This window comes from Reyranella sp. (genome assembly GCF_017305915.1).
Taxonomy (GTDB): Bacteria; Pseudomonadota; Alphaproteobacteria; order Reyranellales; family Reyranellaceae; genus Reyranella.
In genome coordinates this window covers 28,204-53,252 of sequence record NZ_JAFKJN010000013.1, presented here as the reverse complement: position 1 = coordinate 53,252, position 25,049 = coordinate 28,204, and the positions used below count along the sequence as shown (strand labels likewise).

The 25,049-nt window shown below is 67.9% G+C and carries 26 protein-coding genes; 22 read left to right on the top strand and 4 right to left on the bottom strand.

The annotated features are described in order from the left end of the window. Positions 1-3 precede the first annotated feature (3 nt). The 4 genes from J0J01_RS11580 to J0J01_RS11565 are packed head-to-tail and all read left to right on the top strand — an operon-like array spanning position 4 to position 4,081. The gene (locus J0J01_RS11580) at positions 4-747 is read left to right on the top strand and encodes a DUF2272 domain-containing protein (protein ID WP_296380658.1); all 744 of its coding nucleotides are present in this window, start codon (positions 4-6) and stop codon (positions 745-747) included. An 8-nt stretch (positions 748-755) separates the two neighbouring features. Next, entirely contained in the window at positions 756-2,354 is a 1,599-nt protein-coding gene (locus J0J01_RS11575) for a choline dehydrogenase (protein WP_296380657.1), read from the top strand. Further along, positions 2,351-2,890: a helix-turn-helix transcriptional regulator gene (locus J0J01_RS11570; protein WP_296380655.1), complete on the top strand. Its 540-nt coding sequence runs from the start codon at positions 2,351-2,353 to the stop codon at positions 2,888-2,890. Before J0J01_RS11575 ends, J0J01_RS11570 begins: the two co-directional genes overlap by 4 nt. A gap of 51 nt (positions 2,891-2,941) precedes the next feature. Next, on the top strand, positions 2,942-4,081 hold the full coding sequence (locus J0J01_RS11565; RefSeq protein WP_296380653.1) for an MFS transporter: 1,140 nt from the start codon (positions 2,942-2,944) through the stop codon (positions 4,079-4,081). 147 nt (positions 4,082-4,228) lie between these two features. Here the strand turns inward: J0J01_RS11565 and J0J01_RS11560 are convergent, their stop codons facing one another. After that, entirely contained in the window at positions 4,229-4,903 is a 675-nt protein-coding gene (locus J0J01_RS11560; RefSeq protein WP_296380649.1) for a DUF2272 domain-containing protein, read from the bottom strand. 402 nt (positions 4,904-5,305) lie between these two features. Between J0J01_RS11560 and J0J01_RS11555 the strand changes: the two genes are divergently transcribed. Genes J0J01_RS11555 through J0J01_RS11530 form a run of 6 tightly spaced genes read left to right on the top strand, consistent with a single transcriptional unit; the run spans position 5,306 to position 11,504 of the window. Further along, complete coding sequence (locus J0J01_RS11555; protein WP_296380647.1) at positions 5,306-5,839, top strand: GNAT family N-acetyltransferase; 534 nt, start codon at positions 5,306-5,308, stop codon at positions 5,837-5,839. 25 nt (positions 5,840-5,864) lie between these two features. Then, positions 5,865-7,586 (top strand): long-chain fatty acid--CoA ligase, encoded by a 1,722-nt coding sequence (locus J0J01_RS11550; RefSeq protein WP_296380646.1) that lies wholly within the window; start codon positions 5,865-5,867, stop codon positions 7,584-7,586. A 6-nt stretch (positions 7,587-7,592) separates the two neighbouring features. Beyond that, positions 7,593-8,255: a leucine-rich repeat domain-containing protein gene (locus J0J01_RS11545; protein WP_296380645.1), complete on the top strand. Its 663-nt coding sequence runs from the start codon at positions 7,593-7,595 to the stop codon at positions 8,253-8,255. 7 nt (positions 8,256-8,262) lie between these two features. Then, positions 8,263-8,847: a hypothetical protein gene (locus tag J0J01_RS11540; protein WP_296380643.1), complete on the top strand. Its 585-nt coding sequence runs from the start codon at positions 8,263-8,265 to the stop codon at positions 8,845-8,847. A 14-nt stretch (positions 8,848-8,861) separates the two neighbouring features. Next, the gene (gene ggt, locus J0J01_RS11535; protein ID WP_296380641.1) at positions 8,862-10,460 is read left to right on the top strand and encodes a gamma-glutamyltransferase; all 1,599 of its coding nucleotides are present in this window, start codon (positions 8,862-8,864) and stop codon (positions 10,458-10,460) included. A gap of 3 nt (positions 10,461-10,463) precedes the next feature. Continuing rightward, positions 10,464-11,504, top strand: a complete 1,041-nt coding sequence (locus J0J01_RS11530; protein WP_296380640.1) for a hypothetical protein — start codon at positions 10,464-10,466, stop codon at positions 11,502-11,504. On the opposite strand, the gene J0J01_RS11525 is transcribed toward J0J01_RS11530, so the two are convergent. Further along, positions 11,501-11,893: a GFA family protein gene (locus J0J01_RS11525; protein ID WP_296380638.1), complete on the bottom strand. Its 393-nt coding sequence runs from the start codon at positions 11,891-11,893 to the stop codon at positions 11,501-11,503. The two genes, J0J01_RS11530 and J0J01_RS11525, sit on opposite strands and share 4 nt — an antisense overlap. A 15-nt stretch (positions 11,894-11,908) precedes the next feature. After that, positions 11,909-12,280 carry a VOC family protein gene (locus tag J0J01_RS11520; protein WP_296380636.1) on the bottom strand — a complete coding sequence of 124 codons (372 nt, stop codon included), beginning with the start codon at positions 12,278-12,280 and terminating at the stop codon, positions 11,909-11,911. 91 nt (positions 12,281-12,371) lie between these two features. Here J0J01_RS11520 and J0J01_RS11515 point away from each other — a divergent pair, with 91 nt between their 5' ends. Genes J0J01_RS11515 through J0J01_RS11505 form a run of 3 tightly spaced genes read left to right on the top strand, consistent with a single transcriptional unit; the run spans position 12,372 to position 14,992 of the window. Beyond that, the gene (locus J0J01_RS11515; protein WP_296380634.1) at positions 12,372-12,911 is read left to right on the top strand and encodes an ABATE domain-containing protein; all 540 of its coding nucleotides are present in this window, start codon (positions 12,372-12,374) and stop codon (positions 12,909-12,911) included. Between the two features lie 42 nt (positions 12,912-12,953). Continuing rightward, positions 12,954-13,604, top strand: a complete 651-nt coding sequence (locus J0J01_RS11510) for an isoprenylcysteine carboxylmethyltransferase family protein (RefSeq protein ID WP_296380632.1) — start codon at positions 12,954-12,956, stop codon at positions 13,602-13,604. Positions 13,605-13,636: 32 nt separating this feature from the next. Then, on the top strand, positions 13,637-14,992 hold the full coding sequence (locus J0J01_RS11505; protein WP_296380630.1) for a hypothetical protein: 1,356 nt from the start codon (positions 13,637-13,639) through the stop codon (positions 14,990-14,992). Here the strand turns inward: J0J01_RS11505 and J0J01_RS11500 are convergent. Then, positions 14,989-15,285 (bottom strand): SCP2 sterol-binding domain-containing protein, encoded by a 297-nt coding sequence (locus tag J0J01_RS11500; RefSeq protein ID WP_296380628.1) that lies wholly within the window; start codon positions 15,283-15,285, stop codon positions 14,989-14,991. The two genes, J0J01_RS11505 and J0J01_RS11500, sit on opposite strands and share 4 nt — an antisense overlap. Positions 15,286-15,383: 98 nt before the next feature. On the opposite strand from J0J01_RS11500, the gene J0J01_RS11495 reads away from it, so the two are divergent. The 9 genes from J0J01_RS11495 (at position 15,384) to J0J01_RS11455 (ending at position 25,030) form a co-directional block, all read left to right on the top strand. Further along, entirely contained in the window at positions 15,384-16,247 is an 864-nt protein-coding gene (locus tag J0J01_RS11495; RefSeq protein ID WP_296380625.1) for an SDR family oxidoreductase, read from the top strand. A 3-nt stretch (positions 16,248-16,250) separates the two neighbouring features. Then, entirely contained in the window at positions 16,251-17,867 is a 1,617-nt protein-coding gene (locus J0J01_RS11490; protein ID WP_296380623.1) for a carboxyl transferase domain-containing protein, read from the top strand. A 3-nt stretch (positions 17,868-17,870) separates the two neighbouring features. Beyond that, positions 17,871-19,031 (top strand): acyl-CoA dehydrogenase family protein, encoded by a 1,161-nt coding sequence (locus J0J01_RS11485; protein ID WP_296380621.1) that lies wholly within the window; start codon positions 17,871-17,873, stop codon positions 19,029-19,031. Position 19,032: 1 nt separating this feature from the next. Then, positions 19,033-20,193, top strand: coding sequence for an acyl-CoA dehydrogenase family protein (locus J0J01_RS11480; protein ID WP_296380619.1), 1,161 nt, complete (start codon positions 19,033-19,035; stop codon positions 20,191-20,193). A gap of 160 nt (positions 20,194-20,353) precedes the next feature. Then, positions 20,354-21,172: an enoyl-CoA hydratase-related protein gene (locus J0J01_RS11475; protein WP_296380617.1), complete on the top strand. Its 819-nt coding sequence runs from the start codon at positions 20,354-20,356 to the stop codon at positions 21,170-21,172. Positions 21,173-21,174: 2 nt separating this feature from the next. Then, positions 21,175-21,633: a cupin domain-containing protein gene (locus J0J01_RS11470; RefSeq protein ID WP_296380615.1), complete on the top strand. Its 459-nt coding sequence runs from the start codon at positions 21,175-21,177 to the stop codon at positions 21,631-21,633. Further along, a complete protein-coding gene (locus J0J01_RS11465) occupies positions 21,630-23,495 on the top strand; it encodes an acetyl-CoA carboxylase biotin carboxylase subunit (protein WP_296380613.1) in 1,866 nt (621 codons plus the stop codon). The genes J0J01_RS11470 and J0J01_RS11465 overlap by 4 nt, the downstream gene beginning before the upstream one ends. Beyond that, entirely contained in the window at positions 23,479-24,249 is a 771-nt protein-coding gene (locus J0J01_RS11460; protein WP_296380611.1) for an ABC transporter ATP-binding protein, read from the top strand. The genes J0J01_RS11465 and J0J01_RS11460 overlap by 17 nt, the downstream gene beginning before the upstream one ends. Beyond that, positions 24,242-25,030, top strand: a complete 789-nt coding sequence (locus tag J0J01_RS11455) for an ABC transporter permease (protein ID WP_296380609.1) — start codon at positions 24,242-24,244, stop codon at positions 25,028-25,030. Before J0J01_RS11460 ends, J0J01_RS11455 begins: the two co-directional genes overlap by 8 nt. Positions 25,031-25,049: the final 19 nt, after the last annotated feature.

Here is a 25,049-nt window from a genome sequence, read left to right as displayed (position 1 = left end):
GGCATGCGCCGCCTCGTTCCGACGTTGCTGATGCTGTTCGCGGCCGCCTGCGCGCCCAAGCCAGCGCCGAAGACTGCAGCCTCCCTGAGGCCGCTGGGTCCCTGCCCCACCTCGACGTGGACGCCCGAGGCACCGCCGCCGACCGCGTCGGCCAAGATCTCGATGGTGCTGCTGGCGGTGCAGGAATGGGCGCGCTACGGCAAGCAGGTCATCGCCTACCCGGCCGACGGCAAGCCGCGCACCGAGCAGCTCGGCATCAAGGAGCGCGAGGCGCCCGAGCGCATCAACGACTACTGGAAGAGCGTCGACCGGCCCAACCTGAGCGGCCTCGACAGCGAAGTGCCGTGGTCGGCCGCCTTCATCTCCTGGGACATCGAGAGCGCCGGCGTCTCCCGCGACCTGTTCTGCCCCAGTGCGCGCCACACCATCTATGTCGAGCGCATGGCCGAGCGCGCCCGCCGCGCGGGCGCCGCCTTCATCCCGCTGCACCTCGCCGAGCGGGCGCCGCAGGTCGGCGACCTGATCTGCGCCTCGCGCGACAATGGCGACACCACCCTGGAAAACCTGAATCGCGGACCGGGACATTGCGACATCGTGGTCGAGGTCCGGTCGGGCGAAGTCCACGCCATTGGCGGAAACGTGGGCGACTCCGTCACGCGCAGCGTATTTCCACTGGACGCGTCGGGCTTTTTGTCGCCCATATCCGCCCGGCGGTTCTTCACCGTGATCGAGAACAGACTGCCCTAGGACAGCATATGCGGCTTTACGACTCCTACGACTACGTCATCATCGGCGCCGGCTCGGCGGGCAGCACCATCGCCAACCGCCTGGCCGAGGATTATGTGCTGCGCATCCTGATCCTCGAGGCCGGCCCGGCCGACAGCTCGATGCTGCTCAAAATGCCGGCGGGCTTCGCCAGCCTCGGCGAGACGTCGCCCTACAACTGGCGCTACGAGACCGTGCCGCAGGTCCATTGCAACAACCGCCGCATGTACTGGCCGCGCGGCAAGACGCTGGGCGGCTCGTCGTCGATCAATGCCATGCTCTACGTGCGTGGCCACGCCTCCGACTACGACCACTGGCGCCAGCTCGGCAATTCGGGCTGGAGCTACGAGGACGTGCTGCCCTTCTTCAAGAAGGCCGAGAGCAACGAGCGCGGCAGCGATGCCTATCACGGCAGCGGCGGCCCGCTGAACGTCGCCGACCAGACCGATCCGGCGAAGATCAGCGAGGCGTTCGTGAAGGCCGCCGAGCAGGCCGGCCACAAGCGCACTGCCGACTTCAACGGCGCCGAGCAGCAGGGCGTCGGCTTCTACCAGGTGACGCAGAAGAACCAGGAGCGCTGGAGCACTGCCAGCGCCTACCTGCGGCCCGCCGTCGAGCGCAACAAGGCCAATGTGCACGTCGTCACCGGCGCGCTGGTCGAGCGCATCATCCTCGACAAGAACCATGCGATGGGCGTGCGCTACCGCGTCGACGGCCGCGACGAGGTCGCCCGCGCCGAGCGCGAGATCGTGCTGTGCGGCGGCGCGGTGAACTCGCCGCAGCTCCTGCTGCTGTCGGGGATGGGCCCGGCCGATCACCTGAAGTCGGTCGGCATCAAGCCGCTGTTCGACATCCCGGGCGTCGGCGGCAACCTGCAGGACCATCTCGACGCGGCGATCCTGCAGGAATGCAGGACGCGCGACACCTACGACAAGGCCAACAAGCTGTGGACGCTGCTGCAATACAAGATGAGCAGGAAGGGCCCCGGCACCTCGCCGATCGCCGAGACCGGCGGCTTCATCAGCACGCAGGGCGGGCTGGCGGCGCCCGACGTGCAGTTGCACTTCCTGCCGGCGCTGGTGGTCGATCACGGCCGCACGCGGCTGAAGAAGAACGGCTACACGCTCCATGTCTGTACGCTGCGCCCCGAGAGCACCGGCACGATCCGGCTCAAGAGCACGAGCCCCAACGAGCATCCGCTGATCGATGCCAACTATCTCGCTGCCGCCAAGGACCTCGAGACCCTGAAGGCCGGCGTGAAGATGGGCCGCGACATCCTCGCCCAGTCGGGCATGGATCCCTACCGCGCCGGCGAGATGGAACCCGGCCCGGCGGCGAAGAGCGACGCCGAGCTGGAGCAATGGATCCGCGCGCGCTGCGAGACGATCTATCACCCGGTCGGCACCTGCAAGATGGGCCCGGACAACGATCCGATGGCCGTGGTCGACCACGAGTGCAAGGTGCGCGGCATCACCGGCCTGCGCGTGGTCGACGCCTCGGTGATGCCGAGCCTGGTCGGCGGCAACACCAATGCGCCGACCATCATGATCGCCGAGCGCGTGGCGTCCTACATGCAGGGCAAGGGGTGAACGAGTTCGGCCGTGCGCTCAGCCGGTGGCGCCGCCTGCGCGGTGTCAAGCAGAGTCACGCGGCCGAGCTGTTCGGCGTCACCCAGGCGACGCTGTCGCGCTGGGAGCGTGGCTATCACCGCGTACCCGATGCGGCTGCGCGCAAGCTCACGGCACTGCTCGCCGCGCCGCTCGACTCGGCGAGCGATGCCGGCCTGCGCCGGCTGGTCGAGAGCTCGGCGCTGCCGGTCCATCTGATCTGCGATTTGACCCATCGCCTGCTCGCGGCCTCGCCGTCACGCTTCGCACAATGGACGGCCGATGCCGCCGATCTGCGCGGCACCTCGCTGTGGCGCTTCGCCACCGACGAGATCCACCTGGCCGAGAGCCGGCTGGGCGAGCTCGGCTGGTACGACGACGGCACGACGGAGATGCGTTTCTGGACCGGCGCCAACCACGATCCGCTGGTGCCGATCGAGCCCGGCGTGCTGGTGTGGGAACGCCTGGCCTTGAGCGACGGCACGCTCGCCCGCAGGGTGACCTCGGTCGCGCACTGACGAATAACTTATTCGTGGGCCGGCGGGCGCCGGCTTCCTAGAGTCGGCCGCGTGACAGAGTGGCCGCGTGTCCTGCTCGTCTACGGGATCGGTGTGCTCGCCGCGGGGCAGCTCGGCATCGTGCCGCCGCTGGTGCCGGCGTTGCAGGGCGAGCTCGGCCTGTCGCTGGCGACGGCGGGTGCGGTGGTCTCGCTCATGACCCTGGTCGGCGGGCTGCTCGGCCTGCCGGCCGGCGCCTTCGCCGAGCGCATCGGCCACGGCCGCGCCTTCTGCCTCGGCCTGTTGGTGATGGCGCTCGCCGCCGGCCTGTGCGCGATGGCGCAGGATGCGGCCGTGCTGCTCGCCGGCCGCGCGCTGGCCGGCGCCGGCTATCTGCTCGTGGTCGTGGCCGGCCCGTCGCTGCTGGCGACGCTGGCGCAGCCGCGGCATCAGCCGATCGCGCTGTCGCTGTGGGGCACGTTCGTGCCGGTCGGCATCGCCATCGCCGGAATCGCGACGGCAGGCTTCGCCGAGTCGGGATGGCGCACCATTTTCACCGTCGACGCCGCGCTGCTGGCCGCCGCCCTGGTGGTCGCGGCGCCCATACTGCGTGCGCCTTCGATACCGCACGACGCCGATTGGCGCATGCCGCCGGGCGCCCTGCGTGCCGCGCTGCCGCTCGCTGTCTCGTTCTTCTGCTTTGCTCTGCTGTTCCTCGCGCTCGCCGGGATGCTGCCGGCCTACCTCGTCGAGCGGCGCGACATGACGCCGGCGACCGCCGGACGGATCGTCGCCGTGGCGACCGCGCTGGGCATCGCCGGCAGCGTCGCGGCGGCGTGGCTGATGCACCACGGCATGACGCCCCGCCGCCTGATCGCCGTCGGGCTCGCGGCATCGACGGTCGCAGCGATCCTCGCCTTCCGGCCTGAGTTCGGGGTCCCCGTGTCGATCACGGGCCTTGCGGTGTCGTTTGCGATCGGCGGCCTGGTGCCGGCCGCTTCCTTCGCCTCGGTGCCGCGGCTGGCCCCGGGTCCGCGGGCGATCGGACCGATCAACGGGGTGCTGGCGCAGGCGGGCAGCCTGGGATCGCTCGCCGGGCCGCCGGTGCTGGCGCTGTGGGTCCAGCTCACGAGCTGGGCCTGGGCGCCGGCGCTGCTGCTGGGCGTGGCGGCGGTCGGCGCGATCGCCATCAACGCTCCTCAGAAGCGCTAAAGCCGTTCCGATCGGATTGTTGCAGTCTCACGTCCGGCGCGTCCGCCGTGTCCGGACGTGTCCGGCCTGGGGGATGGCGCCGGATTCTCGGCTAAAATCCCTATGGAATCGGCATCGGATGTGTCCGGCCACCGGCCGGATTCGCCGCTAGGTGGCCCGGTTCTCGACGACCATCATCCAGATCTTGCCCGGTGCCGGCGCCAGCCGGCCGCGCGAATCGACGGGATAGAGGCTCATCGTGACGCTGTTCTTCACGTTGCCGCCAATCGCCTGGACATGGCCACCGCGCACGGCCGTGACGACGTCGCAATGGCTCGCCGTGTTGTCGATGCGCCGCCGCGCGGTGCGCGAATCGGCGTAGCGCCAGGTCGGGCCGGCGGTCCCGGTGCAGACCAGGTCGCCCGGCTTGGGCGCGTATTCGTTCGGCGCATGCAGCGCGAAGCTGGCATGGCCGCTGCGCTGGTGATCGTAGAGCGCGGCGAGATACTGGCCGTGCCGGCCGGCGCGCGGGAACGATGCGGCGCTGACGCCCGAATGTGCCATCACCCAGGACACGAACGCGCCCGACCATGGGCGGCCCGAGGTGCGGCCGTTCCATTCGGGATGGCCACAGCTGCCCCAGTAGTCGCCGACCCGACTGTTGAGCGGCTCGCTGTGCTCGTTCACGCCAGCGCGATTGATGTAGCCGCCGGCCGATCCGCCATAGACGACGGTCGAGCGGCCGAAGCGCGTCCATTCCTGCCAGGCGACGTAGGCGGTACGGTTGCTGGGCGGCTTGTCGCTGTAGCCATGGCTTCGGTCGGCGCTGCCGCAGCCGGCCAAGCCCAACGCGATCAGGGCGAAAAGGAGAAGGGCTGGCAGCCAGGGACCGATCGTATGGGAGGAGCAACGATGGGGTGGCTGCCAGCTAACACGAACATCGACGAAGGGGCGGTCGATGAGGTTCATGGAATACTTGCAGAAAACTCAACAACCGATTGTTATTATTGACTTAACTTTTAGCATAATCCTTGAGCAATGTCACCCCTCGATGATATCTGCACCCTCGAAAAGCGGGCGCTCCGAGCTTGGCCTGCCCTCGAGAGCCGGGCGGCCCAAGGCTGGGTCCAGCGCCTGTCCGGCGGCTACACAAAAAGAGCCAATTCCATCAATGCGTTAGAGGTCAACAGTCCTCTGACACTTGAGATGAAGGACGCCCTCGAAACCCCTTATCGGGCAGCAGACTTGCCCCCGGTCTGGCGCCTGACCCCGCTGGCGCCGGCCGGGACCGACGAGCTGTTGGCCGAGGCGGGCTACCGCCGGATCGAGGAAAGCCGGGTTCAGCGGGCGGCCATCGACGGCCACTTCGTCGCCGATCCCGAGGTCCGGATCGCCCCCTCGCCGTCCGACGACTGGCTGGCCGGCTTCGCGGCCCTGAGCCCGGTCGCGCCGCAGCATCGCGAGACCATGGCGCGCATGCTGCGCTCGATCGCGGCGCCGGTCGGCTTCGCCCGGGTCGAGGACAACGGCCAGCTCGTCGCTTTCGCGCTCGGCGTGGTCGACGGCGATCATGTCGGGCTGTTCGACGTGCTGGTGGCACCGCAAGCCCGCCGGCGCGGCTTGGCGCGACGGCTGACCCTGAGCATCGGCGCCTGGGGCCGCGATCACGGCGCGCACTTTGCCTATCTGCAGGTTGTGGCGACGAACACGGCGGCGTTGCCGCTTTATGCCAGCCTCGGCTTCGAGACGGTCTACAGCTACGGCTATCGCGTGTCATAGTGTGTGCACAGGGAGGCCAGGAAAAATGTCGAACTACGTTTGGGAAAAGAGCTACCCGCCAGGCGTGAAGTGGGAGCTCGAGGTGCCGCGCAAGACCATCCATCAGATCTTCGAGGAGAGCTGCGCGCAGTACGCCGACCGGCCGTTCACCGACTTCCTCGACAAGGTGATGAGCTTCCGCGACTACAAGGAAGCGTCGGACCATGCCGCCGCCGGCTTCCAGAAGCTGGGCGTCGGGCCGGGCGTCAATGTCGGCCTATACCTGCCCAACACGCCGCACTACCTCATCGCCTTCTTCGGCGTGCTCAAGGCCGGCGGCCGGGTGGTCAACTACAGCCCGCTCGACGCCGCAAGGGAACTCGAGTTCAAAATAGGCGACAGCGAGACCGACATCCTGGTCACGCTCGACGTCGCCGCGCTCTATCCGAAGATGGCGGCGATGCGCGGCAAGACGCGGCTCAGAAAGCTGATCGTCGGCTCGATCGCCGACTACCTGCCGTGGCCGAAGAACTGGCTCTATCCGATCGCCAAGAAGAAGGAGATCTCGAGCTGGCCGCGCGACGACTGGCACATGTCGTTCGCCGACTTGCTGAAGAACAACGGCAAGTACAGGTCGCACCCGGCGCCAGACAATCTGTGGGACGAGGTCGCGCTGCTGCAATACACCGGCGGCACCACGGGCCTGCCGAAGGCGGCGATGCTGACCCACGGTTGCGTCGTCTCGGCGATGGCCCAGGGCCAGGCCTGGACGATCCCCTACACCACACCCGGCCAGGAGAAGGTCGTGTGCGTGCTGCCGCTGTTCCACATCTATGCGCTGTCGGGAATCATGCTGGGCGCGGTGCGCAACGGCAACCAGCTGATCCTCTATCCGCGGCCCGACATCGACATGATCGTGAACGATCTGGCGAAGAAGAAGCCGACCTTCCTGCCCGGCGTGCCGACGCTCTACACTGCGATCAACAAGCATCCCAGGGCGCAGGGGCTCGACCTCAAGGCGCTCAAGATCTGCATGTCGGGCGGCGCGCCGCTGCCGGTCGAGGTCCAGCAGAGCTTCGAGAAGCTGACCGGCGCCACCCTGATCGAGGGCTACGGCCTGACCGAGACCTCGCCGACCGGCGCGATCTGCCCGGTCGACAAGAGCGTGCGCAAGGCGGGCTCGTGCGGCGTGCCGATGCCCGGCACCGTCATCGAGATCCGCGACATGGAGGACCGCGACAAGATCCTGCCGGCCGGCAAGGAGCATGTCGGCGAGGTCTGCATCATCGGCCCGCAGGTCATGAAGGGCTATTGGAAGAAGACCGACGAGACCGACCACGTGCTGTTCAGCCATCCGTCGAGCAACTGGAAGGGCCTGCGCACCGGCGACATGGGCTACATGGATGCCGACGGCTGGCTGTTCCTGGTCGACCGCTCCAAGGACCTGATCATCTCGTCGGGCTACAACGTCTATCCGCGCATGATCGAGGAGGCGGTGTACGAGCATCCGGCGGTCGACGAATGCATCGTGATCGGCATCCCCGACCCGTACCGCCAGGAAGCGCCCAAGGTGTTCGTCAAGCTGAAGCCCGGCGCGTCGCTCACTTTCGACGAGCTGAAGAATCATCTCGACGGCAAGATCGGCAAGCACGAGATGCCGGTCGCGCTCGAGATCCGGCCCGAGCTGCCCAAGACTCCGGTCGGCAAGCTGTCCAAGAAAGAGCTGAAGGAAGAGGAGCGCGCCAAGGCGCAGCCGAAGGCGGCGTGAGGGCGCGTGGCGGGTAGCTCGGGACCGCACCTCTCGCTCTGGAGACAGCGGCTCGGCGTCGTGCCGGACGAGGTGTGGCGACGGACTGACCTCGAGACCCTCGTCCTCGCCGAGAACGAGCTGACCGAGGTGTCGGAGCGCATCGGCGACCTGAGCAACCTCAGGATGCTCGACCTCGGCCACAACAAACTCCGCGAGCTGCCGGAGAGCCTGGGCCGCCTCGATCGTCTGCGCGACTTCCTGTACCTTCACGACAATGAGCTGACGGCATTGCCGTCGACGTTGGCCCGCCTCGAACGCCTGCGCTACCTGAACATCAGCGAGAACGCGCTCGAGATCCTGCCCGAGGCCGTCACGGCGATGCAGGGCCTGATCGAGCTTCGCGCCACCGACAATCGTCTGACCGAGCTCCCGGCCTCGATCGCGCGGCTGACCCGCCTGCGCGAGCTGCACGTGCGCAACAACCGGCTGACGACCCTGCCCGACGCCGTCGGCGCCCTGAGCGAGCTGCGCCTGATCGATCTCCGGGGAAATCCCGTCACACACTTGCCCGAGTGCCTTGCCAGGCTGCCGCGCCTCGACAAGCTCGACCTGCGCTGGGTGACCACCCTGGAGTCGCCGAGCTGGTTCACGGGACTGGAAGCCCGGGGCTGCGCCATCTACCTATGATGGGAAGATGATTCGTCGCTCGCTCCTGGTCGGCGGTTTCGGCCTCACCCTCACCGGCTGCTTCGACCGGCCGTGGTACGAGGAGAATCCCAGGCAGAAGGCGTTCCTCGACGGGCTGCAGTCGCTGGCCAAGCTGGCGCTTGCCTCCAACAACCCACTCAAGCTCGAGGAGGCGGTGAAGCAAAGTCTTGCACTGGCCGCGCAGGCCGGCGCCTTCACCGAGTGGCAGGGCATCCTGCGCACCATCGAGGGCAATGAGCAGAAGATGGCCATTTCCATCGAAATAGGTCCGCAAGTTTCGCTCTACGCGTTCAACGACTGGACTTTGGCCATGGCCGGGGCCGTGGCCGAGCTGTTCTCCACGCGGGAGGCCGCGCCGCCGGGCCTTTCCGAACAAGCCGTGGCGGCGCTAAAAACCTTCCGGCTCGGCGAACGGATCGTTCTGTCGGGCCGGATGGGCGAGATCGCAGGGTCGGGCCTGTTCGACCTCTCCATGCTGTTCGGCAAGAGCGCTGCCGACAACCGCCAGTTCCTGCAGGTGCCGCGCTTCGTGGCGCGCGTCGATGTGCTGGCGGCTGCCAAGAAGAAATAGAAAGGGTCTTTGGGGTGCCGTCCTTCAACTACGATTTCCCGTACGCGTCCAAGAAGCTGCCGGTCTTCGCCTCCAACGTCGTCGCCTCCTCGCAGCATCTCGCTGCGACCGCGGGCCTGCGCATGATGGCCAAGGGCGGCAACGCGGTGGACGCGGCGATCGCCTCGGCGATCGCCATCACCGTCGTCGAGCCGACGATGAACGGCATCGGCTCCGACGCCTTCTGCATCCTGTGGGACGGCACCAAGCTGGTCGGCATGAACGCCTCGGGTCATTCGCCCGAGCTGATGACGCCGGACAAGTACGAGGGCCAGGCCAAGATCGCCGACACCGGCTGGGGCTGCGTCAGCACGCCGGGCGCGGTGTCGCTGTGGATGGCGCTGCATGCGCGCTACGGCAAGCTGCCCTTCGCCGACCTGTTCGAGCCGGCGATCAAGTACGCCCACGACGGCTTCCGCGTCTCCTACATGGTCGCCCGCCAGTGGGATGCGGCGATCGCGCGGCTCAAGGGCCAGGACGACTGGGTGAAGGCGTTCCTGCCGCACGGCCGCGCGCCGCTGCCGGGCGAGGTCTGGAAGTTCCCCGACCAGGCGAAGACCCTGACCAAGATCGCCGAGAGCAAGGGCGAGGCCTTCTATCGCGGCGAGATCGCCGAGGCGATGGACAAGCACGCCAAGACGACCGGCGGCGCGCTGCGCCGCAACGACCTCGAGAGCCACAAGGCCGACTGGGTCGATCCGATCGGCCTCACCTATCGCGGCACGACGCTGCACGAGATCCCGCCGAACGGCCAGGGCATCGCCGCCTGCATGGCGCTCGGCATCCTCGAGAACTTCGAGGTCGCCGGCCGCGACCCGGACAGCGCCGAGATGGCGCATCTGCGCATCGAGGCGATGAAGCTCGCCTTCGCTGACATCTGGCGCTACGTCGCCGATCCGCGCTTCATGGAAGTGACGCCGGCCCAGATGCTCGACAAGCACTACCTCAAGGGCCGGGCCAAGCTGATCGATCCGAAGAAGGCGCAGGACTTCGGTCCCGGCGTGCCCAAGGACGGCGGCACGATCTATCTCGGCACCGCCGACGAGTCCGGCATGATGGTGTCGCTGATCCAGTCGAACTACACCGGCTTCGGCTCGGGCATCGTGGTGCCCGGCACCGGCATCGCCCTGCACAACCGCGCCTCGGGCTTCGTCACCACCAAGGGCCATCCCAACCAGGTCGGGCCGAAGAAGCGGCCATTTCATACGATTATCCCCGCGTTCATCACCAAGGACGGCAAGCCGGTCGCGACGTTCGGCCTGATGGGTGGCGCCATGCAGCCGCAGGGCCACATGCAGGTCTTCAGCCGCATCGTCGACTACGGCCAGAACCCGCAAGCCGCGATCGACGCGCCGCGCTGGCGCGTCCATGAGCTCGACAAGACGGTGTGGCTCGAGGAGCACACGCCGGCCGACACCGCCGACGGCCTCGAGGCGCGCGGCCACAAGGTGACGCGCACCCAGTGGCCGAGCTTCGCCTTCGGCTCGAGCCAGATCATCTGGCGCTACCCCGACGGCGTGCCCTATCTCGGCGCTTCGGAGAGCCGGCGCGACGGCGCAGCCGTCGGTTTCTAAGGGGTGGCTTCTAAAGTCACCCTCTCGGACGGCGCGTTCCACATCGACGGAACGCCGACCTACGCCGGCCGGAGCTGGCGCGGCCATCGCATCGAGGGCCGGCTGTTCGACAGCCGCATGGCCAACGCCATCGCCGACGACGAGAACCCGGAGACGCGCGGCGCCTGGGCCTATGCCGACGGCCCGTGGGACGCCCAGCGCAGCACCGCCGAGTTCATCGCCGCCCTCCCCGCCTACCGCGCGCACGGCCTGCTGGCGGTCTGCATCAACCTCTCGGGCGGCAGCCCGCAGGGCTATTCGTGGAACCAGCCGTGGAAGATCTGCGGCTTCACGCCGGACGGCACGATCAAGCACGCCTGGGCGGAGCGCCTTGAGGCGGTGATCGCGGCCTGCGACCGGCTGGGCATGGTCGTGATCCTGGGCCTGTTCTACGGCAAACAGAGCGGGACCTTCAAAGACGAAAGCGCAGTGAAGGCCGCCGTCACCAACACCGTCGACTGGCTGTCGGCCAAGGGTGCGACCAACGTGCTGCTCGAGATCGGCAACGAGGTCGACCTCGAGAATGTGTGGACACACCCGATCATCGCCGCCGAACGCTGCCACGAGCTGATCGAGCTGGCGCAGCGGCGCAGCGGCGGCCGGCTGCTGGTCAGCACCAGCCTGATCGGCATCGACGCGCCGCCGGAGCCGATCGTCGCCGCCGCCGACTTCCTGCTGCCGCACGGCAATCGCGTCCACGGCCCCGACGGGCACTACCAGCCCTCTCCGCATGGCATCCGCCTGCAGCTCGCGCGCTGGCGAGCCTCGCCCGCCTATCGCGGTCAGCCGATCGTCTACAACGAGGACGACCACTTCGAGTTCGACAAGCCGGACAACCATTTCGTCGCCGCCGTCGAGTGCGGCGCGAGCTGGGGTTATTTCGACTACCGCATGAGCCGCGAGCGGTTCGAGGACGGCTTCCAGTCGCTGCCGGTCGACTGGACGATCTCGTCGAAGCGCAAGCGCGCCTTCTTCGGCCTGCTCAAGGAAATCACCGGCGCCTAAGTCCGCGTGTCGGGATAGACCGGCAGGCCGTCGGCGAGCTTCACCCAGGAAAGCCTGGTCGCGGCGCGCGTGTGATCGCGCGGCGGCACCTGCTCGGGATCGTCCAGCGAGCAGATCGTGACGTCGGTCTCGTCGGGAAAACGCGTCGATTCGAACGTGAGCGGCGTGCCGCAGCCGCCGCAGAAGGTGCGCACCGCCTGCGGCGATGACCGGTAGCTGGCCGGCGTGCCGGACACCACACGATAGGTGCCGCGTGGCACGGTGAACCAGCCGACCATCGGCGCGCCGGCCGCCCGGCGGCACATGGTGCAATGACAGACGCATTCGAGCGTCGGCGGCGCTGCCGTCTCGTATTGGACAGCGCCGCACAGGCAATGGCCTTTGAGCATTGGCTCCTCCGCGGGTTACTTCCCGCAGTATGCCTCGATACGGTAGCCGTCCGGGTCGACGACGAACGCCGCGTAGTACTTCGGATTGTAGTCGGCGCGCACGCCGGGCTTGCCGTTGTCCTTGCCGCCCAACTTGAGCGCCGCGGCGTGGAAGGCATCGACCGCGGCGCGGCTCTTGGCCTGGAAGCAGAAATGCAGGCCCGACTCCATGTCGGGCTTCGGCGGCGTGCCGACCGCCAGCAGCCACAGCCCCGCGCTCTTCTCGCCGTAGCCCAGCGAGGTGTCGCCGTCCGACAGCCGCGTGACGTCGAGCGGCTTCAGGACGGCATCGTAAAATTTGCCCGCCCGCTTGATGTCGCTGACGCCGATAGAAACGTGGTCGAACATCGTGTCCTCCTGAATAACTAGGTAACTGGTTATATGGTTAGTGCGGGCGACAATGGTTGTCAACCGGACAACCGGTTACTATTTCCGGACGATGACGCGTCCGGACCTGTGCCTCGATTTTGCCAATACGCGGTATTGGCGCGGCCAGGCGGCGCCGACCGAGACGCTGAACGAGCCGGCCGATCTCTCGACCTGGGCGAAGGTGCCCAGGCTCCCCTCGACCAGGGAGTTCGACCAGGCGATCGCGCTGCGCGAGATGCTCTACCGGCTGTTCGACGCCCAGGCGCAGGGCAAGCCGGCGCCGCCGCGCGATCTCGAGGCGCTCAACCAGGCGCTGGCGCATGCGCCCGGCCGCAAGACACTGAAGCGCGGCCGCACCGGCTACGAATGGGAGGTCGACGCGAAGTCGGGCACGGCGCTCGCCCTGCTGGCGCCGGTGCTGTGGTCGGCAGGCGACCTGCTGGCCGGGGCACGGCTCGACCGGGTGCGGCGCTGCGCCAATCCCGAATGCGGCTGGCTGTTCCTCGACGACAGCCGTGCGGGCAAGCGCCGCTGGTGCTCGATGTCGGCCTGCGGCAACCGCGCCAAGGCCCGGCGGCATTATCACAAGAGCAAGGAAGAGGACGCCTGACCGGGTGAAGCCATGACGATGTCGCTAGCGACCAGATCCTTGGTGTCTGCAGCCGGCCTGTTCGCCGTCATGGCGATCCTGCTGTTCGCGCCGCCCTGGACGCTCGACTGGTGGCAGGCCTGGCTGTTCCTGGTCGTCTATTTCGGCAGCTCAACTGTGCTGATGCTCACCCTCGCGAAGCGCGATCCGGCGCTGCTCGAGCGGCGCATGAAGGGCGGGCCGTGGGCCGAGGAGCGGCTGTCGCAGAAGATCATCATGACCTTCGCCTCGCTGGGCTTCGTCGCCCTGCTGGTGATCCCCGCGCTCGATCGCCGCTTCGGCTGGTCGCACGCCTCTCCGCTCGTCGCACTGGCCGGCAATGCGCTCGTGATGATCGGTGGCTACGGCGTCTGGCGCGTCTTCCGCGAGAACAGCTTCACCTCGGCGCGCATCGAGCTCGCCTCGGACCAGCGCGTGATCTCGACCGGGCCCTATGCCCGGGTGCGCCATCCGATGTATGCGACGGCGCTGGCGATGATGGCCGGCATTCCGATCGCGCTGGGATCGTGGTGGGGACTCCTGGCGCTCGCCGCGATGATGCCGGCGATGATCTGGCGCATGTTCGACGAGGAGAAGTTCCTCGCCGCCGGCCTGCCGGGCTACGCCGAGTACAAACAGAAAGTGCGGTATCGCCTGATCCCCCGCCTCTGGTGACCGAATGGGCAACCGCGTAAGCTGCCGTCGCCTTGAGCTTCTGGAAGAGACACCAATCGAAAATCGCGTTCGCTGCGATCGCGATTTGCATCCTGGCGATCGGCATCCCCGAAATCCGTCTGGCGTTGGACAAGGCTGAGCGTTACCGCAGCGCGACCGCCGCCGAATGGGGCGCGACGACTGTCTGGCTGAAAAGCGCGGCATGCGCCCGCCAGACCGGCGCCTGGCTCGCTTTGTGCGAAAACGGCAAGCTGCTGCCGATCTCCGACGAGGCGATCGCCGACGATCCCGGCCACGCGTTCCTGCTCGGCCTGTGGGCGCGCTTCGCCGGCCGCGATGCCACCCTGCTCGACACCGCGCGCCTGAACATCGGCATCGACGTCTTGGGTCTCGCGATGCTGGCAGCGATCCTGGCGGCCATGGGCGCCTACTGGGCCGCCATCGTGCTCCTGGTATTCGGACCCGTCGTGTTCGTCGGATGGATGACGACGGCGCCCCACTGGTCCTTCATCGGCGTTGCCGGCCTGCAGGCCGTCCTGCCGCTGACACCGGCCGGCGCCGCCTCCGGCCACCTCTCGCGCCGATCCGCGACGATCTTCACGGCCATCGGGCTGCTCGGGGTCTGCCTCGGCGCCTTGATTCGCCACCACATCGCGACGATGGGCCTGCTCGTCACGTTGCTGACCGTCGCCGCGATCGCATATGGCCGCTTCCGCCACCGCCGCGTCCTGCGCGATCTTCTTCTGGTCGCGGTGCTGGCGGTGATGGCCGCGGGCGCGCCGAAATGGGTCCTGATGGCGCGCGACGCCCTGTTCACCATCGAGGCCGAACGCCTGATCCCCGAGCACGGCACGTCGCACACGCTCTATATCGGATTGGGCGCCGTCGAGAACCGCTGGGGCCTGCGCTACGACGACAAGCTGGGCGTCGAAGCCGCCGCGAACGCGGCGCCGGATGTGGAGGCCTACTCGCCGGCCTATTACCGGCTCATGTGGCGCCTCTATTTCGACCGTCTCAGGGAAGACCCGGGCGAGGTCGCGCGCATCTACTACGAGAAGGCGAAGGCCTTGCTGAGCGATCGCATCCTGGACTCAGGGCCACCGCTCTGGATTTCACTGTTGATCGCTCTCGGCGCCCAGATCCTGGCGAGCCGCGAGACGCCGCGCGCGCAGCACCTGGCCGATCGGCAGCTCGCGATCAACCTGATCTCGTTCGCCTTCATCGGCCTGTTCGTGCTGCAGGGAATCCTGGCGCACCACATGCGGATCTATGCGGCGCCGATCGGAGCCTTCCTGCTGTTGCTGCTGGCCACAACGACGACGAACGCCACAACCTGGATGGCGCGGCGTTCGCTCCGCCTGATGAAGCCGCGTATGAACGCGCCTTAGCGCAGGATGCTCTGCAGCTTCATGGCGACGCCCATGTCGCCTTCGATCTTGAGCTTGCCCGTCATGAAAGCGGTCATGCCGTCGAGCTTGCCGTTGATCATGTCGTCGAAATCGCTGAACGCCATCTTGAGCGTGCAGTCGGCCGCGGTGTCGTCGTTGCTGACGGCCGGCGGATTGGCGTTGCCGTCGATGAACACGACGCCCTGATCGGTGGCGAACTTCACGGTGTTGCCGAAGGACGACTTCTTCGCCGCGCCTTCCTTCATTTTCGCGGTGATTTCCTGCAAGGTCATGGCGAGTTCCTCCAGCCGATAGTGCTGAGGGGGCTTACTTGACCTTTACGTAAACGTCAAATACAGGCCGATGAACAGCCGTTCAGGCGGGAGGAAGGATGTCATATCGCTCGGTCTTCAAGCCGGGGTTGTTTGACGGCCAGACCGTGATCGTGACCGGCGGCGGCAGCGGCATCGGCCGCTGCACCGCGCACGAGATCGCGGCACTGGGCGCCCACGTCGCGATCGCCGGCCGCAAGCCCGAGAAGCTCGCGACCGTGAAGGCCGAGATCGAGGCCGCCGGCGGCTCCTGCGAGATCCATGCCTTCGACATCCGCGAGGAGGCCCAGGTCAAGGAGGCGATCGCCACTATCGTCGCCAGGAACGGCCGCATCCACGGCCTGTTCAACAATGCCGGCGGCCAGTTCCCCGCTCCCGCGGCGGCGATGAGCGCCAAGGGCTTCGACGTGGTCGTGCGCAACAACCTCACCGGCGGCTTCATCGTCAGCCGCGAGGTCTATACGCAATCGATGCAGCATCACGGCGGCTCGATCGTCAACATGACCGCCGACTATCGCAACGGCTTCCCCAACATGGTGCATACCGGTGCCGCGCGCGCCGGCATGGCCAACCTCACCATGACCCTGGCCTACGAATGGGCCGTATCGGGCGTGCGCGTGAACTCGGTGGCGCCGGGCTGGATCGCCTCGTCGGGCATGGACACCTATACCGGCGAGTTCAAGGACAACATTCCCAAGCTCAAGAACCATTGCCCGCTCGGCCGCCTCGGCACCGAAAGCGAAGTGTCGGCGGCGGTGGTATTCCTGTTGAGCGACGCCTCGGCCTATATCACCGGCACCGAAATCCGCATCGACGGCGGCGTGCCGCTCGCCAATCGCTCCGTCGATCTGCCCGGGACCGACCGGTCCAAGGCCTTCAACGGCTTCCACCTCGCCGTGACGCCCAAAGTGCTGGGCGGCTGAGCGATGCCCATCATCGAGTCCCAGGTCGATCGCAACAGCGACGAGTTCAAGCGCAATCGCGAGCGCATGCTCGCCGCCATCCAGGAGTTCCGCGACGCCGAGGCCAGCGTGCAGGCCGCCTCGGAGAAATCGCGCGAGCGCTTCCGCAAGCGCAAGCAGCTGATGCCGCGCGAGCGCATCGCGCTGCTGCTCGACCGGGGCGCGCCGTTCCTCGAGTTGATGCCGCTCGCCGGCTACCGCATGCACGACGACAAGGACGGCTCGAGCGCGGGCGGCGGCTCGGTCGCAGGCATCGGCTATGTCGAGGGCGTGCGCTGCGTCGTGACGGCGTCGAACTCGGCGATCAAGGGCGGCACGGTCGCGCCGTCCGGCCAGCGCAAGGGCCAGCGCGTGCAGCAGATCGTGCTGGAGAACAAGCTGCCGGTCGTGAACCTCGTGGAATCGGGCGGCGCCAACCTGCTCTACCAGGCCGAGATCTTCGTGCCGGGCGGCCGCGGCTTCGCCAACCAGGCGCGCATGTCGGCGCGAGGCATCCCGCAGGTCACGGTGGTGCACGGCTCCTCGACGGCGGGCGGCGCCTACCTGCCCGGCCTCAGCGACTACGTCATCATGGTGCGTGGTCAGGCCAAGGTGTTCCTCGCCGGCCCGCCCTTGCTCAAGGCCGCGACCGGCGAGATCGCAACCGACGAGGAGCTGGGCGGCGCCGAGATGCACGCCACCGTCTCGGGCGTCGCCGAATGGATGGCCGAGAACGACGCCGACGGCATCCGCATGGCACGCGATGTGATCGCCCGCTGGCACTGGAACGACAAGCTGCCGCCGAAGACGGCGCGGCCATTCAAGGAGCCGCTGTACGCCATCGACGATCTCTGCGGAGTCGTGCCGCCGTCGCACAAGGACCCGTACGACGTGCGCGAGGTGATCGCCCGCCTGGTCGACGGTTCGGACTTCCTCGAGTTCAAGGGCCTGTACGACCAGCAGACGATCTGCGGCTGGGCCGAGATCGAAGGCGAGCCGGTCGCCTTCATCGGCAACAACGGGCCGATCACGACCAAGGGCTCGGTCAAGGCGGCGCAGTTCATCCAGCTCTGCTGCCAGCAGGGCACGCCGATCCTCTACCTGCAGAACACCACCGGCTACATGGTCGGCACCGAGGCCGAGCGCGGCGGCATCGTCAAGCACGGCTCGAAGATGATCCAGGCGGTGGCCAACGCCACGGTGCCGCAGATCACCATCGTGATCGGCGGCAGCTTCGGTGCCGGCAACTACGGCATGTGCGGCCGCGCCTACGATCCGCGCTTCATCTTCGCCTGGCCCAACAGCCGAACCGCGGTGATGGGCGGCGAGCAGGCGGCCGGGGTAATGAAGACCGTCACCGAGGCCAAGTTCATCCGCGAGGGCAAGGAGCCGCCCAAGGAACAGATCGACAAGATGTACAAGGCGATCGTCGACCAGTTCGACAAGGAGTCGACGGCGCTCTACGGCACCGCGCACCTGTGGGATGACGGCATCATCGATCCGCGCGACACCCGCCGCGTCCTCGCCTTCACTTTGTCGATTGCCCGCGAATCGATCGTGCGGCCGCTCAACGCAATCACCTTCGGCGTCGCCAGGATGTAGACGATGAAATTCACCCCCGAACACGAGGCCTTGCGCCAGACCTGGAAGACGCTGATCGACCGGGAGATCAATCCGTATGTCGACGAGTGGGAAAAGGAAGGCCAGTTCCCCGCCCACGAGCTGTTCAAGAAGATGGGCAATGCGGGCCTTCTGGGCGTCGACAAGCCAGTCGAGTTCGGCGGCTCCGGCCTCGATTTCTCCTATGCCATGGTCTGCTCGGAATCGCTGGGCTGGGTGAATGGCGGCTCGGTGCCGATGGGCACCGGCGTGCAGATCTCGATGGCGACGCCGGCGCTGGCCCGCTACGGCAGCGACGAGCTGCGCCAGGAATTCCTCGCCCCGTCGATCAGCGGCGACTATGTCGCCTGCCTGGGCGTGTCCGAGACCGGCGCAGGCTCCGACGTCGCCTCGATCAAGACCACCGCCCGCCGCGTCGGCGGCGACTGGGTGATCAACGGCGGCAAGATGTGGACGACCAACGGCGCGCAGGCCGACTGGATGTGCCTGTTGGCCAACACCGGCGAGGGCCAGGTCCACAAGAACAAGTCGCTGATCGTGGTGCCGATGAAGGCCAAAGGCCTTTCGATCGTGAAGAAGCTCAACAAGCTCGGCATGCGCGCCTCGGACACGGTGCAGACCTTCTTCGACGAGGTGAAGGTGCCGGTGCGCTACACCATCGGCCAGCCGGGCCAGGGCTTCATCTACCAGATGCAGCAGTTCCAGGAAGAGCGGCTGTGGGCCGGCGCCGGCACGCTGATGGGCTGCGATCGTATCATCAACGCCACCATCGACTACACGCGCGAGCGCCAGGTGTTCGGCAAGCCATTGCTCGACAACCAGGTCGTCCATTTCCGCCTCGCCGAGCTCAAGAGCGAGGTCGAGGCGCTGCGCTCGCTGGTTTATCGCGCCTGCGAGGACTATCTCGCCGGCAAGGACGTCACCATGCTGGCCTCGATGGCCAAGCTGAAGGCCGGCCGCCTGCGCCGCGAGGTGTCCGACGCCTGCCTGCAATACTGGGGCGGCGCCGGCTACCTCTGGGACAGCCCGGTCGCGCGCGCCTATCGCGACGGCCGGCTGGGCTCGATCGGCGGCGGCGCCGACGAGGTCATGCTGCAGATCATCGCCAAGCTCATGGGCAACATGCCGCGTCTCGGGAATCGCTGACATGCAGTTCACGCAAGAACACGCCGAGATCCGCCGCACCCTGCGGGCGATCATCGACAAGGACATCAATCCGCATGTCGACCAGTGGGAGGAGGACGGCATCTTCCCCGCCCACACGGTGTTCAAGAAGCTGGGCGAGGCCGGCCTGCTCGGCATCAACAAGCCCGTCGAGTTCGGCGGCATGGGGCTCGACTATTCCTACGCCATGGTGATGGCGGAGGAGCTGGGCCACATCCACTGCGGCTCGGTGCCGATGGCGATCGGCGTGCAGACCGACATGGCGACCCCTGCGCTAGCCCGCTACGGCAGCGACGAGCTGCGCCGCGAGTTCCTGGCGCCGTCGATCGCCGGCGATTATGTCGCCTGCCTCGGCGTGTCGGAGGTCGGCGCCGGATCGGACGTCGCCTCGCTCAAGACCAGCGCGCGTCGGGTCGGCGGCGACTATGTCGTCAACGGCGGCAAGATGTGGACGACCAACGGCACCCAGGCCGACTGGATGTGCCTGCTGGCCAACACGGGCGAAGGGCCGGCGCACAAGAACAAGTCGCTGATCTGCCTGCCGATGAAGACCAAGGGCGTGCAGGTCGTGAAGAAGCTCGACAAGCTCGGCATGCGCTCGTCGGACACCGCGCAGATCTTCTTCGATGAGGTCAGGGTGCCGGTGCGCAACCTGATCGGCCAGGAGGGCATGGGCTTCGTCTACCAGATGCAGCAGTTCCAGGAGGAACGGCTGTGGGGCGCGATCTCCGCCGTGGTCGGCATGGAGCGGCTGATCGCCGAGACCGCCGAGTACACCCGCGAGCGCAAGGTGTTCGGCCGGCCCTTGCTCGACAACCAGATCATCCACTTCAAGCTCGCCGAGCTCAGCACCGAGATCGAGCTGGTCCGCTCGCTCTGCTATCGCGCCTGCGAGGAATATCTCGACGGCAAGGACGTCGTCATGCTGGCTTCGATGGCCAAGCTGAAGGCCGGCCGCATGCTGCGGCTGGTCACCGACGGCTGCCTGCAATACTGGGGCGGCGCCGGCTACCTCTGGGAATCGCCGACCGCCCGCGCCTTCCGCGATTCGCGGCTGGCCTCGATCGGCGGCGGCGCCGACGAGGTCATGCTGCAGATCATCTCCAAGGGAATGGGCACGTTGCCTAGGCCGGAGAGAAACTAGCCTTCCTCCCCTTGGCGGATTCCGCCAAGGGGAGGTGCCCTCGTCTTACGAGGGCGGAGGGGTCATGAGCGCCGATCCTGCGGCCCATGACCCCTCCGTCGCCGTAAGACGGCGACATCTCCCCTTGCTACGCAAGGGGAGGAAGCTGAACGGAGTGAAGATGGCTGAGCTCAAGGACAAGTACGAAACGCTGCTGGTGCGCCGCGAACGCTCGCGGCTCCACGTCACGCTCAATCGCCCCGAGGTGAAGAATGCGCTCAACCCGACGCTGATCGGCGAGCTGAAGCAGGTCTTCGCCGCCCTGCGCGACCGGCGCGACATCAAGGTCGTGATCCTGCGCGGCGCCGGCGGCACCTTCTGCGCCGGCGCCGACCTCAAGAACATGGAGCAAAGCTTCACCGAATCCCCCAAGTCCGGTGAGCGCGACCCGATCGCGATCAACAACCGCGAATACGGCACCTTCCTCGAAGCCGTGAACACCACGCCGCAGGTGGTGGTCGCGGCGGTCGAGGGCTACGCCATCGCCGGCGGCTTCGGCCTGCTCTGCGTCTCGGACGTCGCGATCTGCACCGAGGACGCGGGCTTCGCCATGAGCGAGACGGCGATCGGCATCGTACCGGCCCAGATCGCGCCCTTCGTCGCCGCCCGCATCGGCGTGCCCAACACGCGCCATCTCGCCCTGACGGCGGCGCGCTTCAAGGGACCCGACGCGCTGCGCTACGGCATCGTCCACCACCTGGTGAAGGACACCGCGGCCCTCGACGCCAAGCTCGAGGAGGTCCTGAAGCAGATCGACCGCTGCGCGCCGCTGGCCAACGCGCTCACCAAGGCCGTGGTGATGAAGGTCGGCAGCGAGCCCTTGTCCTCCGTGCTCGACTTCGCCGCCGATAAGTTCGCCGAGGCCCGCCGCAGCCCGGAAGCTGCCGAGGGCCTGCGCGCCTTCGCCGAGAAGCGTCCGCCGAAATGGGCCGGGGAGTGACCATGCCGACCAAGCCAGCGCTGCATATCGATGAAGTGACGCCGGGAACCGGCACCGACTATCCGCCGCCGCACGACGGGCCTTGCCGGCAGCGCCGGCGCCGCCGGCTGAGCGATGTCTTCGGGCTCGACCAGTTCGGCGTCAACCTGGTGGAGCTGGCGCCCGGTACCTGGTCCTCGCAGCGGCACTGGCACGAGCGCCAGGACGAGTTCGTCTACGTGGTCGAGGGCGAGGTCTCGCTGGTGACCGATGCCGGCGAGACTCTGCTGCGCGCCGGGATGTTCGCGGGCTTCCGCGCCGGCGAGCCCAACGGCCATCACCTGGTCAACCGCTCCCAGGTCGCGGCCCGTGTGCTCGAGGTCGGCACGCGCACCGCCGAGGAGACCGCGCACTATTCCGACATCGACATGATCTACCGCGAAGGCTCGGGGTACATCGCGCGCGACGGACGGCCGTTGTGAGCTTCCGGACAGTCCTGGTCGCCAACCGCGGCGAGATCGCCTGGCGCGTCATGCGCACCGCCAAAGCCATGGGATACCGCACCGTTGCCGTCTATTCCGACGCCGACAAGAATGCGCCGCACGTCGCCTTCGCCGACCAGGCGGTACGCATCGGCCCGCCGCCGGTCGGCGAGAGCTATCTCAGCATCGACCGCATCCTCGAAGCCGCACACAAGTCCGGCGCCGACGCCATCCATCCGGGCTACGGCTTCCTGTCGGAGAATGCCGAGTTCGCGTCAGCCTGCGAGAAGGCGGGCCTCGTCTTCATCGGCCCGCCGCCGGCCGCCATCGCGGCGATGGGCAACAAGGCCGCTGCCAAGCGTCGCATGATCGAGGCCGGCGTGCCGTGCGTGCCGGGCTACCAGGGCGCCGACCAAAGCGACGCCAACCTCGCGACGGAGGCCCGCAGGATCGGCCTGCCGGTCATGGTCAAGGCGGCGGCCGGCGGCGGCGGGCGCGGCATGCGCCTGGTCACCCTGGACGGCGACCTGCTCGAGGCGATCCGCACCGCGCGCACCGAGGCCGAGAGCGCCTTCGGCTCGGGCGAGCTGATCCTCGAGAAGGCCGTAGTCGATGCGCGCCACGTCGAGATCCAGGTGTTCGCCGACGGCCATGGCAACGTGCTTCATCTCGGCGAGCGCGACTGCTCGGTGCAGCGCCGCCATCAGAAGGTGATCGAGGAGGCGCCCTCGCCCGCCGTCAATGCCGACCTGCGCGAGCGCATGGGCGCGGCCGCGGTCGCCGCGGCCAAAACGATCGGCTATCGCGGCGCCGGCACGGTCGAGTTCCTGCTCGGCGCCGACGGTGCGTTCTATTTCCTCGAGATGAACACCCGCCTGCAGGTCGAGCATCCGGTCACCGAGGCGATCACCGGCCTCGACCTGGTCGAATGGCAGCTGCGGGTCGCGCGCGGCGAGGCGCTGCCTCTTGCCCAGAAGCAGCTACGCCTGCACGGCCACGCCATCGAGGTGCGCCTGTACGCCGAGGACGCCTATGGCGGGTTCCTGCCCCAGACCGGCCGCATCGACGTCTGGCGGCCGGCCAGCGGCCCCGGCGTGCGCATCGATCACGGCATGACGGACGGCCTCGCGATCTCGCCCTTCTACGATCCGATGATCGCCAAGGTGATCGCGTCGGGCGCCACGCGCGAGGAAGCGCGGCGGCGGCTGATCAAGGCGCTGCATGACACCGTCGTGCTGGGACCGACGACCAACCGGCATTTCCTGATCCGGCTGCTTGAGCATCCCGAGTTCGCGGCCGGCAAGGCGACGACGGCATTCCTCGGCGAGCACAGCTTCGCGGCGCCGGAGCTGATGGACGACCACTGGAAGGCTGCCGCATCGCTGCTCTGGCAGCGGTCGGCGGCGCGCTATCCCGTCAATCTGCGCGGCTGGCGCAACTCCAATCCCGAGCCGACGCCGTTCCGCCTCGCCGTCGGCGACAAGGAGCGCACGCTCGACCTCGCCGAGGCGGTGGCGACGTCGGCGCCGCACGTCATCGACGGCAGCGACATCGTGGTCGATTTCGACGGCTTCACCGTGCGGTTCCAGGACCGCACCTGGTTGCCGCCGGCCTCGGCGGCGGCGGGCGGCGACGGCAAGCTGCGGGCACCGATGGACGGCCGCATCGTCGCGATCAAGGTCGCGACCGGCGACACGGTGGCGCGCGGCCAGACGCTGATCGTGCTGGAGGCGATGAAGATCCAGCACCAGCTGAAGGCACCGGCCGACGCGAAAATCGAATCGATCGCGGTGCAGGAAGGCCAGCAGGTCGCCAACCGCAGCGTGCTGGTTACAATGGCGGGCGATGCCGCTGCACGTTGAACGCGTCTCGCATAAATACGGTCCCGTAGCGGCGCTCGAGGCGATCGATCTCGACATCGCCGACGGCGAGACGGTCGCGCTGATCGGCCCGTCGGGCTGCGGCAAGAGCACCCTGCTCGGCATCCTGGGCGGCCTGCTGCAGCCGAGCGAAGGGCGGGTCACCCTGTCGGGCACTCTGCCGACCGATTCGCTCAATCCCTTCACCTACATCTTCCAGGACTTCGCCCTGCTGCCCTGGCGCACCGTCGAGGCCAACGTGGCGCTGGCCCTCGAGCACCGGCTGGGCGCGGCCGAGCGGCGCGAGCGCGTGGCGGCGGCGCTGGCCCTGACCGGCCTGTCGGAGTTCGCCGCGGCCTATCCCAAGCAGCTCTCGGGCGGCATGCGCCAGCGGGTCGGCGTCGCCCGCGCCCTGGTGGTGCGGCCGGCCGTGCTGCTGCTCGACGAGCCGCTGTCGGCCCTCGACGCCCAGACGCGCGAGCTGCTGATGGAGGACCTGCTGCGGATCTGGACGCGCGAGAGGAGCACCCGCGTCTACGTCACCCACAATCTCGAGGAGGCGGCGCGGCTCGCCGACCGGGTGGTGGTGCTGTCGCGCCGACCGGGCCGCATCCGCGAGATCGTGCGCATCGAGGTGCCGGTCGCCGAGCGTGGCCGGCCCGAACATGCCAGCCTGCTGTTCGAGATGCATCGAAGGCTATGGGCGCTGATCCGCGACGAGGCGGCGACCGCCGACCGCGAGGTGCAGGGTGTCTGAGCGCCAGCCCGTCCCGTTCCGCGGCGGCGGCTTCAATCCGGCGCCGCGCCGGCTGCTACCGTGGATCGTATTCGCCGTCCTGATCGCGCTGTGGCAGGCGGCGTCCGACAGCGGCCTGCTGCCGCCGCTCTTCATGCCGAGCCCGCTCGCGGTCGTGAAGGCACTGGTCGCGCTGTGGCACGACGGCACCCTGGTCGACCACGTGACGGCCTCGCTCGAGCGCATCGTGCCCGGCTGGCTGATCGGCACCGCGGCGGGACTGGCCGTCGGGCTCGCCATGGGCATCTTCTCGGCGGCGCGTGCCGCCGGCATCCCGATCGTCTCGGCGCTGTTCCCGATCCCCAAGATCGCCCTGCTGCCGCTCCTGATCCTGTGGTTCGGCATCGGCGAGCCGTCGAAGATCGCCACGATCGCGCTGGGCGTGTTCTTTCCGACCACCATCTCCGCCTACACCGCCTGCGATTCGGTCCCGCGCAACCTGATCCGCATGGGCCAGAGCTTCGGCCTGCCGGCCCGCGACGTCGTCGCCAAGATCCTGCTGCCCGGCGCCATGCCCGGCATCCTGGCGGGCTTCCGCATCTCCGCCTCGGTGGCGCTGCTGCTGGTGGTGGCGGCCGAGATGATCGGCGCGCAGCAGGGCATCGGCGCCTTCGTGCTGACCGCCGGCAGCCTGATGCAGACCGACCAGCTGCTGGCAGGCGTGGTGATGCTGTCGGCCCTCGGCCTCCTGATCGCCTGGGGCCTTGGCATGCTCGAACGCGCGATGCTCAAATGGCGCTGAGTGATGGGAGGAAGAACGA